The sequence below is a fragment of the Cyanobium sp. HWJ4-Hawea genome (genome assembly GCF_024345815.1).
Lineage (GTDB): Bacteria > Cyanobacteriota > Cyanobacteriia > PCC-6307 > Cyanobiaceae > Cyanobium_A.
The window spans coordinates 23,398-35,657 of the sequence record NZ_JAGQBV010000022.1 but is presented as its reverse complement, the minus strand read 5'-3'; the positions used below and the strand labels follow the sequence as shown (position 1 = coordinate 35,657).

Here is a 12,260-nt window from a genome sequence, read left to right as displayed (position 1 = left end):
GGAGCCATCACATTGCGGTTGATATCCCCACAGGCCGCCAGGGTGGAGCCCATGTGACGCACGATTGTGCCAATCACCTCCTTGAGATCAGCCTTGGCAATTCCATGCATTTGGAATGCCTGCCTGGTGGTGGCCCTGAGGGTGCCGTTACCGAGCTCTTCCGCCAAGGTATCTATCGCCAAATAAAGCGACGGAGGGATGCGGCCGCCGGGGCTGCGGAGGCGCAGCATCATCTGCCAGTCCTTTTCCTCGCCCTTGCGTCTGTTCTCCCGGTTGTCCTGCTGATAACTGCCGTGAAACTTCAGGATTTGGACGGCCCCCTCGGTGAAGTTGGGAGCTCCATTGGCCAACTCACTAAGGAGCGGTTCCTTGAGATGGCCACTGGCGGCCTTGAGCTGCTCAAACTTTGTTGGTGCAGTGGCGGAGCCAATATCTGCTGCGCTTTGCCCCTTATCCACAGCGCTTACAGAGCATCGATTTCGATCGACCGTAGCGAACCAATGGGGCTTTAGGGCACCAATACATAGAGTTGTTGGTTGATGTCTTGAGCCGCTTGTCGACCTTCCTGCTGGAGATCGGGACCGAGGAGCTGCCCGCAGATTTTGCCCGCCTGGCCCTGCCCCAGTTGGAGGCCCTGGTGCGCAGGGATCTCGGAACGGCGAGGTTGTCGCACGCAGAGCTGGATTGCACCAGCACCCCGCGCCGATTGGCGGTGGTGGTGAGCGGGCTGCTGGCAGCCCAGCCCGATCTGGAGGAGGAGCGCAAGGGGCCGCCGGCCTCCCAGGCCTTTAAGGACGGAAATCCCACCCAGGCCGCCCTGGGTTTCGCCAGTCGCTGTGGAGTTGAGCCATCAGATCTAGAGGTGCGCGAAACGCCCAAGGGTCCCTTTGTCTTTGCCCGTTGCCTGGAGCCGGGAAGGCCCAGTGCTGAGGTTCTTGCCGAGTTGATTCCCCAGTGGCTGCTGGCCCTCCAGGGGCGGCGCTTCATGCGTTGGGGGGAGGGTGACGCCCGCTTTTCCCGTCCGCTGCGCTGGTTGGTGGCACTCCTGGATGCCGACGTAATCCCGCTCACCCTGGCCGATTGTGATCCCCCGATCAGCAGTGGTCGCCAGAGCCGAGGCCACCGACTCAGCTGCGGGGCCGTTGATTTGCCCTCGGCAGATCAGTACGAATCTGTGCTTCAGCAGGCTGGGGTGCTGGTCAGCCGCAGTGGTCGCTCGAGCCTGATCAATAACGCTGTGGCTGAAGCGGCTGGGCGCCTTTCGGCCGTGGCAGATTTCCCCCCCTCCCTGGCCGATGAACTGACCGATCTGGTGGAGGCCCCGCTGCTGATCGAAGGTCAAATTGACGACCATTACCTCGCCCTTCCCGCCGAGGTGCTGGGCACGGTGATGCGCTCCCACCAGCGCTATGTGCCCCTTTATCGCCCCGGCAACGCTCCAGACCCCCTCGCCCTCGATGCCAGAGACACCCTGTTGTCCCAGTTTTTGTGCATCGGTAATGGCTCGGCCAATGCGGTTGATACCGTGCGCCGAGGCAATGAGAGGGTCCTGAGGGCCCGCCTCGACGATGCCCAGTTTTTTGTCGAGGCCGATCTGGCCACAGCCAGCATCGATCGCCGGGAAAAATTAGCGAGGGTCACCTTTGCTGAGGGCTTGGGCAGCCTGAGGGATCGCACCGAACGATTGGAGTGGCTCACCGATTTATTGCTTGAGCAACTTGCCCTGCCAAGCAATACGGCAGGCCATGCGCGCAGGGCTGCCCATCTCTGCAAGCACGACCTGGTTAGCCAGATGGTGGGCGAATTCCCAGAACTTCAGGGGGTTATGGGCGGCAAGTACCTACTGGCCGAGGGTGAACAGCGGCAGGTGGCCCTGGCGGTACTTGAGCACTACCTGCCCAGGGGCGCGGGTGATGCCCTGCCGGGCTCCGATGCCGGTGCCGTGGTGGCCCTGGCGGAGCGACTCGAGCTGCTCCTGAGCATCTATGCCAAGGGGGAGCGCCCCAGCGGCTCCTCAGATCCCTATGCCCTGCGGCGCGCCGGTAATGGAATCCTGCAAATCCTCTGGGATCGCAGCTGGCGCCTTGATTTACAGAGTGTTCTGCGGCGCTCAACGGCCCGTTGGAGCGATCTGTTTAGCCATTTCGCAGTGGATGCCCCTGGCTTGGCAGCGGAACTGGGCGAGTTCCTGCGCCAGCGACTGGTCAGCCTGCTAGAGGAGCAGGGCTTCGACCTGGATTTGCTCCAAGCAGTGGCTGGTGAGGGAGTGGACATTGATCGGGTGCTGGTCGATCCGGCCGATGCCCGTGCACGCGCCGACCTACTTGCTGCCCTTAGAAAGAGCGGTGAACTGACAAGTGTTCAGGCCGTGGTGAACCGGGCTGCCCGCCTGGCCGAGAAGGGGAACCTGGCTGGATCAGTCATTAGCCCCCAAGGCCTGGTGGATCCGCGCCTGTTTGAGAAGGCAAGTGAGGCAGCGATGCTCGAGGTGCTCGAACAACTGGCACCCATCGCCGCCAGCCAAGGCGTGGCTCGCTACGCAGAATTGGCAAGGGTTCTTGCCGCTAGCCGCGGGGCCCTAGCGGCATTTTTTGATGGCGATCAAAGCGTAATGGTGCTGGCCGATGTGCCGGCGGTGCGGGCCAACAGGCTCAATCTTCTTGGCGTGCTTACTAACCAAGCAGCTGTCTTGGCAGATTTCAGCCGCATCAGTGGCTGATCAGGGCTAGGTGGTTGGCCATCTTTAATTAGCCCTTGCCCGCCAGTACAGGCTCCCTCTCATCGGTTTGGGCGGGCACCTTGATGCCTCCCTTAATTGCACCTAGGGCGAGCATGGCCATGGCATCTTCCTCGGTGCGCACCGCACTGGCCACCGGCTTGTAGGAAGCGGGGGCTAGGGCATTTCCCCGAAGCACCGAGCCGAGGGTCAGCAGGGTCAACTTAATTTGCTGCCACGGATTCATCATAACCACGCGCTTATAGAGATAGCTATCAAAGGTGAGACGCTGTACGTCTTTGTCGTCGCACATTTCCACGAAGGCTTCCCGGGCTGCGTCGTTGCGATAGAAGATATTTTGCAGAATTTCCAGCACTTTATAGGTGGCGCCATATTGGCGATCCCATTTTTTGATGTAGACCTTCAGATCCTTTTCAGTGGGAACCTTTGAACCGTTGGCACTGGCAGCCACGATCTGTTCGGCGCACATGCGGCCGCTCTTGGCGGCAAAATAGATGCCTTCGCCCGAACTCTTGGTTACATAGCCAGCGGCATCCCCCACCAGTGCCATGCGGCCCACGACCCTGCGGGGCCTGGGGTGCTCTGGAATTGGGTGGGCTTCTACCTTGATGACTTCGCCATTGAGCAACCGTTTTTTGGCACGCTCCCGGATGCCCACCTGAAGGCTTTTGATGAGAGATTGATTCTCTTGCATGGTGCCAGTACCGACTGCCACGTGGTCGTACTTAGGAAATACCCAGGCATAGAAGTCCGGTGATACGTCTGTGCCCACATACATCTCAGCCAGACTTTCATAATATTTCATTTCCTCGGGGGGCAACTTAATGCGCTCCTGAAACGCAATCGCCACGTTGTAATCGCCAGCATCCATTGCCTTGGCGACCCGGCTGTTGGCACCATCAGCTCCAATAATTACATCTACCTCGAGGGTTTTTGCCTCGCCGGTAGCTTCTCCTGAAGCATAATCTGAGTAGGTAAGGATATAGGGCCCCTGGCGTTTGCTACCCGTATCTATTTTTGTAACCAAGCCATTAACTAGTTGGGCTCCTAGATCGGCGGACCGATTACGGAGGAAAGCATCCATCACTTCCCTGCGGCACATGCCGATGTATTCACCTTCGTTTTCTAGATTGATATCCACCTCCCGATTTGAGGGGGAAATCATTTTCATATTTCTAACCTTGCGGTCAATGATCGAGTCTGGAAGTTCAAACTCGTCAACCATGCAGAGCGGTATGGCACCACCGCAGGGTTTGGCATTGTCGAGCTTGCGCTCAAAGATCCAGGTCGCAATGCCCGCCTTGGCGAGCACTTCAGCCGCACAGGAGCCGCTTGGACCGCCGCCAACCACTGCGACACGCAACATCAGAAAACCGCTCCGCCTTAATTCAGTCGGGGTGGAAGCTAACACCGATGCCCCATGCACTGCTGGGCAATCGGGGCTTCCCACCTAGGATCTTTACTGCTTTGGGCGCAGCTCAGGTGAATGGTGCCAAGCGGGGGCGAGCAGCACACCAGGGTGTCGACGACATCCCCGTAGCCCATCGCTCTACCCCAAAATCCTCCAGCCGGGCCAGCGGATTTTCACCGTTGGCTAACGCAGTGGCCGCAATGGTGGTGGTGCTGACTGCGTTGGCCCTGATTTTCCCCCAGCCCCTGCGGCGTCTACTGGGGCCACCCCCCATCCAGGGGCTCAATGCCCGCCCTGGCATAGATGGTCGCTTGCTCGGACATTTTCCCTATGGCGAGATCAGGAGCCGCGAATTGACGCCGATTGCGCCCGGTATTGAGCTCCAACGGGATGCGGCTGAATCCTTCGCCGCAATGGGGGCAGCGGCAGCTGCTGAAGGTGTGGATTTGGTGGTTTTAAGTGGCTATAGATCAATTTCCCTGCAAAAGCACCTCTTTTTTGATGTCAAGGCTGAACGGAACCAGACCGCCCGCGAACGGGCCCTGGTCAGTGCACCCCCTGGCTATTCAGAGCACGCCACGGGCTTTGCCCTCGACATCGGTGACGGCAATGCGGCTGGTACAAATTTGTCCCAGTCGTTTGACCAGAGCGCAGCCTTTGCCTGGCTTCAGGCCAATGCGGCCCGCTATCAATTCGCCCTTTCCTTCCCCAGATCCAATGCCCAGGGGGTCAACTACGAGCCTTGGCACTGGCGCTATGAGGGCAGTACGGATGCCCTGAAGGTCTTTGAGCCTGCCCAGCGTCTTGCCAAATGATGGCTGAGCTAGCAACGCCTACTTCCGCAGCCTTCACCCCTGAACTGCTCTCACCTGCAGGCAATTGGGATGCACTCAAGGCAGCCGTGGCCAATGGGGCCGACGCCGTCTATTTCGGAGTTGAGGTCTTCAACGCCCGGATGCGGGCCGCAAATTTCCAGCTAGCCGAACTGCCAGCCGTAATGGATTGGCTGCACCGGCGTGGCGTGAAGGGTTTCTTGACGGTCAACGTGCTGGTCTTTACAGCTGAGCTAGAGGAAGCGGCCCAGTTGCTACTGGCTGCATCGACGGCGCAGGTGGATGCCCTAATTGTCCAGGACATAGGCCTGACGATGCTTGCCAGATCCCTGACTCCAGGCCTGGCAATCCACGGTTCCACCCAGATGTCGATCACCAGTGCGGCAGGGGTGGCCCAGGCCGCCGCCCTCGGTTGTGTGCGGGTGGTGCTGGCCCGGGAGCTAGCCCTGAAGGATTTGGGCAGGATCCAGAACCAACTCAAGCAACGCCAGTTGGCGATGCCCCTGGAGGTGTTTGTCCACGGAGCACTATGTGTGGCCTATTCAGGCCAGTGCCTCACCAGCGAGGCCCTGGGCCAGCGCAGTGCCAACAGGGGGGAGTGTGCCCAGGCCTGCAGGCTTCCCTATGCCCTGATCGTCGATGGCCAGGAGCAGGATCTCGGCGACCAGCGCTATCTGCTTTCCCCCCAGGATCTTTCCGCCTGGGAACTGCTACCTGAGCTAGCAGGTATCGGCATTGCCAGCCTAAAAATTGAGGGAAGACTCAAGGACGCCGCCTATGTAGCAGCAGTCACGGATCTCTACCGCCGAAGCCTTGATCGGATCGAGCTGGGGGGCATGCCAGAGGAGCAGAGGGCAGCCCATCGGCAAAGCATGGAGCTCAGCTTTTCCCGGGGCCTGGGCACGGGTTGGCTAGCGGGGGTGGACCACAGGCAATTGGTCCATGGCCGCTGGAGCAAAAAGCGTGGGCCCCTAGTCGGCCAGCTCAAGAGCATCGAAAAGGATGGTTGGTGGCTACTTGAAACCTCAGCAAACCTCAAGCCCGGGGATGGCCTGGTTTGGGAATGTCCATCGCCAACAGCCCTGGAGGTGCCCAAGGAAATCGGTGGTCGAGTGATGGTGGTTGAGCGGCGTACATCCCGGTTGCTGGCCCTGCGCATGGGCCCAGGCAGGATCGACGCTAGGGGCCTGCAAAAGGGCAGTCCCTGCTGGCTGACCAGCGACCCTGCCTTTGAGAAGCATTGGCAACTCCTGGCCCAAACCCCCACCGCTGAGTCGCCCCAGCCCCTCCACCTGAAGGTCGTAGGCAAAAAAGGGATGCCGCTTGTGGTTTACCTGCTGGGGGAAGGGCATGGATGCTCTGAATGGCGATCCTCCACAGATCTGGAACCAGCCATGGGGCAGGCCCTAGACCGCAATCGGTTGGAGAGCCAATTGGGGAGATTGGGAGGCACGCCCTGGTTCTTGGAAAGCCTCGATCTGGATCTGGAACCCGGCCTGTTCCTGCCGATAAGTGAGCTGAACAGACTGCGCAGGCAGATTGTTGAGCAACTGGCAAATGTTGGCGAACCCCAGGCGCCAGAACTGGTTGAAAGCCTCAGCCCTAACAGGCAAGAGATTGCCGGGCTGATCAGATCATTGGGGGTATCACTTGCCCATGCAAGCAGTCCGGATGCCCAGCCGGAGCCGAGGCCGGAACTGGAGGCCGGGTTAGTGGTCCTGGTGCGCAGCCTTGAGCAACTCAAGGCCCTAAGGGATCTGCCGCTGCAAAGGGTGATCGCCGAATTGGAGCAACCCCATGAGTTGAAGGAGGCTGTTGCCATGGGCAGGGGCTGCTGGCCCGGGGGTGTGTGGCTGGCCGGTGCCCGCATAACTAGGCCCAATGAGCGCTGGACAATCGAACCCCTGATCCAGGCCGCTGCCGATGGCTATCTGCTGCGCAATGCCGATCAACTGGAATTGCTGACTCCAATCGCCCCCTGTGCGGGCGATTTTTCGCTGAATGTGGCCAATCCGATTACTGCCGCCTGGTATCTCCAGGAATGGCGACTGGAACGGGTCACCGCCAGCTACGACCTCTGCCTTGAGCAACTGCTTGAGCTGGTGGGCGAGATACCAAAAGGTTGCCTTGAGGTGACCGTGCACCAGCACATGCCCCTCTTCCACATGGAGCATTGCCTTTTTTGCGCCTTCCTCTCGGAAGGCCACGACCACACGGATTGCGGGCGTCCCTGCGAGACCCACCAGGTACTGCTCCGTGATCGCAGTGGCAGCGAGCACCCCCTAAGGGCAGACCTGGGTTGTCGCAACACACTGTTCAATGGCACTGCCCAGACAGCCGCCGAAGCCCTGCCGGCCCTGCAGAGGGCTGGGGTGAGGCATTTCCGCCTTGAAATGCTCAACGAATCCGCCGCAGAGGCCCGTCAAAGGGTTGGCCAGTACGGGGCAGCGCTGAAGGGAGAGATCTCCGGACGGGAGTTGTGGCAGCGGGAACGGCTGGAAAGTCGCCTTGGGGTTACTAGGGGAAGCCTCAAGGGCCGCAGCTGAAGTGATCGGACGAAGAGATACAGTGAATCCTCGGCTTCAAGGCTTGAAACGGGCTGACGAGCTTTAAAGAACTTCTAGGAATTTCAACGCATGAGCGGCGCACATCCAGGCACGCCTATTCGCAATATTGCGATTATTGCCCACGTTGACCATGGCAAGACCACATTGGTGGATGCCCTGTTGAATCAATCTGGCATTTTTCGCGAGGGTGAAGCGATTCCCACCTGTGTAATGGATTCAAACGATCTTGAGCGGGAAAGGGGAATAACAATTCTGTCTAAAAATACTGCCGTCGATTACGAAGGGATCCGGATCAATATCGTTGATACGCCTGGCCACGCCGACTTTGGCGGTGAGGTTGAGCGGGTTTTGGGGATGGTCGATGGCTGCCTACTGATTGTTGATGCCAACGAGGGGCCCATGCCCCAAACCAGATTTGTATTGAAGAAAGCACTTGAAAAGGGTCTACGCCCCATTGTTTTTGTCAACAAAATTGACCGGGCTCGGGTCGATCCTGAAATTGCCGTGGACAAGGTTCTTGATCTTTTTCTAGAACTTGGCGCCGATGATGACCAGTGTGATTTCACCTACCTATTTGGTAGTGGCATGGCGGGCTATGCCAAGCCCGACATGAAGACAGAAAGCGACAATATGAAGCCTCTATTTGAAGCGATCCTCCGCCATGTACCACCCCCCGTCGGAGATCCCACAAAGCCCCTGCAGCTGCACGTAACCACCCTCGATTACAGCGACTTTCTGGGGCGGATCATGATTGGCCGGATCCACAACGGCACAATTAAGGCCGGGCAACCAGCTGCCCTTATTCGTGATGACGGCAGCATCAAACGCGGTCGGATTAGCAAGCTGCTGGGTTTTAAGGGTCTCCAGAGGGTAGAAATTGAGGAGGCCCGGGCCGGCGACCTAGTGGCAGTGGCCGGATTTGACGAAGTTAACATTGGCGAAACCATTGCCTGCCCCGACAACCCCGAAGCCCTGCCCCTGATCAAGGTTGATGAACCAACCCTGCAGATGACCTTCGTGGTCAACGATTCACCCTTCGCAGGTAAAGAAGGCAAGTTCGTAACCAGCCGCCAGCTCAGGGATCGCCTCCAGCGTGAGTTACTAACAAACGTGGCGCTTCGGGTCGAAGACACCGATTCCCCTGACCGGTTCTCCGTTAGCGGCCGGGGTGAATTACACCTTGGCATCTTGATCGAAACAATGCGCCGGGAGGGCTACGAATTCCAGGTGAGCCAGCCCCAGGTGATCTTCCGCACGATCAACGACAGCCCCCACGAACCATTTGAAACCCTCGTGATGGACGTGCCTGAGGCCGCTGTAGGGGGCTGTATTGAGCGCCTCGGAACGCGCAAGGGTGAAATGCAAAATATGGAAAATACAAACGATGGCCGCACCCAGCTGGAGTTTGTTGTGCCATCACGGGGCCTGATCGGCTTCCGTGGAGACTTCATCAGGGCTACTCGTGGTGAGGGAATCATGAGCCACTCATTCCTTGACTATCGGCGCATGCAGGGGGACATGGACAACCGCCGCAATGGCGTATTGGTGGCCTTTGAGGAAGGCACAGCCACCTTCTATGCCCTTAAGGGCGCTGAAGATCGAGGTCAATTCTTTATTACCCCTGGCACAAAGGTCTACAAGGGCATGATTGTGGGTGAACACAGCCGGCCACCGGATCTCGAGCTCAACGTCTGCAAGGCCAAGCAGGTCACAAACATCCGCTCCGCCGGCGCTGAGGTGCTCGACACCCTCCAGGCACCGATCCAGATGACCCTGGAGCGGGCCCTTGAGTACATCGGACCCGACGAAATGCTTGAGGTAACCCCTGAGTCAATCCGGCTTAGAAAGCTTCCTGCCAAGAAGGTGGCAAAGCGCTAGGGGGGATAGGCGCAAGCTATGGCTTCTCCCCATGGATCCTGCCTAGAGGAGGAACTCTTGATGGCCGATCCCAGGCTTGGCAGGGCTATCGAACTCTTCAATCAAGGCGAGTGGTATGCCTGCCACGACTGCCTCGAAGAGCTTTGGCATGAAACTGCTGGCCCAATGCGACCAGTACTTCACGGAGTTTTACAGATGGCAGTGGCCGAGCTGCACCTGGAAACGGGGAATTTGCGCGGTGCCACGCTCCTGCTGGGTGAGGCCCTTGGCCGATTGAAAACCGCCCCCGACCAAGCCCTTGGCCTTGATCTGAAGGCCCTGCAGGTCACCGGCGCTGGCCGACTCGATGCACTGCATAGGCAGAGCTCCATGGTTGGCATTAATCAGCCCAAATTGACTGCAGCGCAACAAGAGTGACTATGTATAGGACCATAGATTGCAGCTACCCATTCTGTAGATTGAATGCCGTAAGGGCGGCATACCCGTTGGCTTCTGTGCTGAAACGACTGGTCGCCATAGGTGTTGCCACCTTTGCCTTCCATGGCATGGGCCTGGCCACGCCTGCTTCAGCAGTTCCAGCCGAGCAGCGGATCGTTACACCTACTACGGGACTTGTCAGCATTGAATCTGATCTTCAGCAGGCAGACAACTCAACTGGGGTGGTAACTGCCACTGGCAATGTAAAAATCGTCTATCCGGACCAGCGAGTTATCGCTACTGCTCGCCAAGCCCAATACTTTTCCAAGGAGAATCGAGTAGTCCTGAGCGGCGATGTGGACGTGGTTCAGGCAGATGGGCACTCGATTAGGGCTGAACAGGTGGTGTATCTAGTTGAGCGTGAGCGGCTTGTAGCCCAGCCCCTAGCTGGGGGCCAGGTGGTGTCGAAGTATCGACTCAACTCCGCTCCTACCCAGGCGGTTAAGGCCCCATGAGTCTGCAACTCAAGGATGTAGTACTGGCTATCCAGGGTCGTGTTCTGGTTGATAATGTTTCCCTGGAACTATCGCCAGGCGAGGTGGTGGGCCTGCTGGGTCCAAATGGAGCAGGTAAAACCACAACCTTTGGGCTTGTCACGGGTCTGCTGCGGCCCGATTCGGGCACAATTTTAATGGACGGGACTGACGTTCAATCCCTATCGATGCCCCAGCGGGCCCGTCTAGGTATCGGTTACCTACCCCAGGAGCCGAGTGTTTTCAGGCAACTCTCGGTTAGGGATAACCTCAGATTGGCCCTAGATGGGAGTGCGACGCCTAAATCAATCCGTAGGGATCGCCTTGAGTCGCTGGTGGTAGACTTCCATCTTCAGGCTTTTCAAAATCGCAAGGGTTACCAACTCTCCGGCGGCGAACGTCGCCGGACAGAGGTGGCAAGGGCGTTGGCGGTTGGTGAATCGGGACCTCGCTATTTGCTTCTCGATGAACCCTTTGCAGGGGTGGACCCCATTGCGGTTGCAGATCTTCAGGAACTAATCGATCAACTACGCCAGCGCGGCATGGGCTTGCTGGTTACGGACCATAACGTACGTGAAACCCTGGCCATAACTGATCGAGCCTATATTCTTTCCGAGGGTTCCATTCTTGCTTCAGGATCATCCGCAGAGGTTGGATCTAATCCCCTTGTGCGCCGTCACTACCTTGGCGAGGATTTCAGGCTATGACAGCCTTTAACAATGTTCAGACTAAAATTCTAGGGGGCTGGCGGCGAATTCCCCTACTGGATCGCTGGCTACTTTCTGAGTTGCTTGGTCCGCTGCTGTTTGGCATTGCGGCATTCACGGCTGTTTCCCTGTCGGTTGGTGCTGTATTTGATTTGGTACGCAAAGTTGCCGAATCAGGTCTGCCCATAAATGTGGCGGCCCATGTGCTGTTATTGCAGATGCCTCAGTTCTTGGTGTTGTCATTTCCGATGGCTACACTAATGGCCACACTCCTTACCTACAGCAAACTCTCAGGCAACAGTGAGCTCACCGCCCTCCGCTCGGTTGGAGTTGCCACCTGGAGGATGGTTGTGCCAGCCCTGGTAATTGCCCTGGCGATGACCTTAATAACCTTTACCTTTAATGAGGTGGTTGTACCCCAGACCCTGAGGGAATCAAAAGTTGTACTGAATAAAGCCCTTGGCAGAGCCATAGCAGGTGAACAGCAGGATAATGTGATGTTCTCAAAGTACGGAAAAATTAGCTTTCCGGATGGTTCTCGTCAGCGAGGTTTGACCCACTTCTTCTATGCCCAACGCTTTAACAAAGGCGTTATGGAACAGGTCACCCTTTTGGATCTTTCTAGAGGTAATCAAAGGGTTTTGTTGACTGCCGAGAGGGCCAATTGGAGCGAGAAGGATGCCCAATGGATATTTCGAGACGGACACCTTTTCTCCGTCGATCCAGACTCTAAGGGCGCTACCACATCTGCAGATTTTGATCGATACCTTTATCCCCTTGGGAGCGAGCCCCAGGAGATGGCGAAGATACCCGGTTATGAAACAATGACAATCGGCCAGGCTAAAACGGCAGTTAAATTGCTGCGTCAATCTGGCGATCAGAAGCAGGCCCGTAAACTTACTGTTCGAATTCAGGAGCGCTTTTCCTTTCCCGCTGTCTGCCTGGTGTTTGGTCTGATCGGCAGCAGCCTTGGTGTGCAACCCCAATCTCGCCACAGCCGCAGCCAGGGATTTGGTCTGAGTGTTTTGCTGATATTCGGCTACTACCTTGTGGCCTTCATGTCGAGCGCCCTCGGAGTCAAGGGCACATTGCTGCCGTTCATTTCAGCCTGGTTACCGGTTGTCCTGGGTCTGTCAGGGGGTGTGTATCTGTTGCGCCAATCAAGTCGCTGAAGCCT

General features: G+C 57.8%; 9 protein-coding genes and 1 pseudogene. 8 read left to right on the top strand and 2 right to left on the bottom strand.

Features of this window, described 5'->3' with window-relative positions; translation table 11 throughout:
* Nucleotides 1-458 (bottom strand): annotated as a pseudogene (locus tag KBY58_RS06780) (sulfite reductase, ferredoxin dependent); the annotation flags it as partial.
* Nucleotides 459-553: 95 nt separating this feature from the next.
* Here KBY58_RS06780 and glyS point away from each other — a divergent pair.
* Nucleotides 554-2,719, top strand: coding sequence for a glycine--tRNA ligase subunit beta (gene glyS / locus KBY58_RS06775; RefSeq protein ID WP_255003562.1), 2,166 nt, complete (start codon nucleotides 554-556; stop codon nucleotides 2,717-2,719).
* A gap of 28 nt (nucleotides 2,720-2,747) precedes the next feature.
* Here glyS and chlP read toward each other — a convergent pair whose 3' ends face one another.
* Nucleotides 2,748-4,103, bottom strand: a complete 1,356-nt coding sequence (gene chlP, locus KBY58_RS06770) for a geranylgeranyl reductase (protein ID WP_255003561.1) — start codon at nucleotides 4,101-4,103, stop codon at nucleotides 2,748-2,750.
* A 116-nt stretch (nucleotides 4,104-4,219) separates the two neighbouring features.
* Between chlP and KBY58_RS06765 the strand changes: the two genes are divergently transcribed.
* From KBY58_RS06765 to KBY58_RS06735, 7 genes are all read left to right on the top strand, one after another.
* Entirely contained in the window at nucleotides 4,220-4,963 is a 744-nt protein-coding gene (locus tag KBY58_RS06765; protein WP_255003556.1) for a D-alanyl-D-alanine carboxypeptidase family protein, read from the top strand.
* Nucleotides 4,963-7,527, top strand: coding sequence for a U32 family peptidase (locus tag KBY58_RS06760; RefSeq protein ID WP_255003555.1), 2,565 nt, complete (start codon nucleotides 4,963-4,965; stop codon nucleotides 7,525-7,527). Before KBY58_RS06765 ends, KBY58_RS06760 begins: the two co-directional genes overlap by 1 nt.
* A gap of 90 nt (nucleotides 7,528-7,617) precedes the next feature.
* Nucleotides 7,618-9,426: a translational GTPase TypA gene (typA, locus tag KBY58_RS06755; protein ID WP_254933310.1), complete on the top strand. Its 1,809-nt coding sequence runs from the start codon at nucleotides 7,618-7,620 to the stop codon at nucleotides 9,424-9,426.
* A gap of 18 nt (nucleotides 9,427-9,444) precedes the next feature.
* The gene (locus KBY58_RS06750) at nucleotides 9,445-9,843 is read left to right on the top strand and encodes a DUF309 domain-containing protein (protein WP_255003554.1); all 399 of its coding nucleotides are present in this window, start codon (nucleotides 9,445-9,447) and stop codon (nucleotides 9,841-9,843) included.
* A gap of 77 nt (nucleotides 9,844-9,920) precedes the next feature.
* Nucleotides 9,921-10,358, top strand: coding sequence for an LPS-assembly protein LptD (locus KBY58_RS06745; RefSeq protein WP_409995726.1), 438 nt, complete (start codon nucleotides 9,921-9,923; stop codon nucleotides 10,356-10,358).
* Complete coding sequence (gene lptB, locus KBY58_RS06740) at nucleotides 10,355-11,083, top strand: LPS export ABC transporter ATP-binding protein (RefSeq protein ID WP_255003553.1); 729 nt, start codon at nucleotides 10,355-10,357, stop codon at nucleotides 11,081-11,083. The genes KBY58_RS06745 and lptB overlap by 4 nt, the downstream gene beginning before the upstream one ends.
* On the top strand, nucleotides 11,080-12,255 hold the full coding sequence (locus KBY58_RS06735; protein WP_255003552.1) for an LptF/LptG family permease: 1,176 nt from the start codon (nucleotides 11,080-11,082) through the stop codon (nucleotides 12,253-12,255). Before lptB ends, KBY58_RS06735 begins: the two co-directional genes overlap by 4 nt.
* The last annotated feature ends 5 nt before the right edge of the window (nucleotides 12,256-12,260 follow it).

Bases quoted from the DNA above. Each gene is read 5' to 3' on its own strand.
- KBY58_RS06735 (WP_255003552.1), top strand. From the start codon at position 11,080: ATGACAGCCTTTAACAATGTTCAGACTAAAATTCTAGGGGGCTGGCGG.
- typA (WP_254933310.1), top strand. From the start codon at position 7,618: ATGAGCGGCGCACATCCAGGCACGCCTATTCGCAATATTGCGATTATT.
- KBY58_RS06760 (WP_255003555.1), top strand. From the start codon at position 4,963: ATGGCTGAGCTAGCAACGCCTACTTCCGCAGCCTTCACCCCTGAACTG.
- chlP (WP_255003561.1), bottom strand. From the start codon at position 4,103: ATGTTGCGTGTCGCAGTGGTTGGCGGCGGTCCAAGCGGCTCCTGTGCG.
- lptB (WP_255003553.1), top strand. From the start codon at position 10,355: ATGAGTCTGCAACTCAAGGATGTAGTACTGGCTATCCAGGGTCGTGTT.
- KBY58_RS06750 (WP_255003554.1), top strand. From the start codon at position 9,445: ATGGCTTCTCCCCATGGATCCTGCCTAGAGGAGGAACTCTTGATGGCC.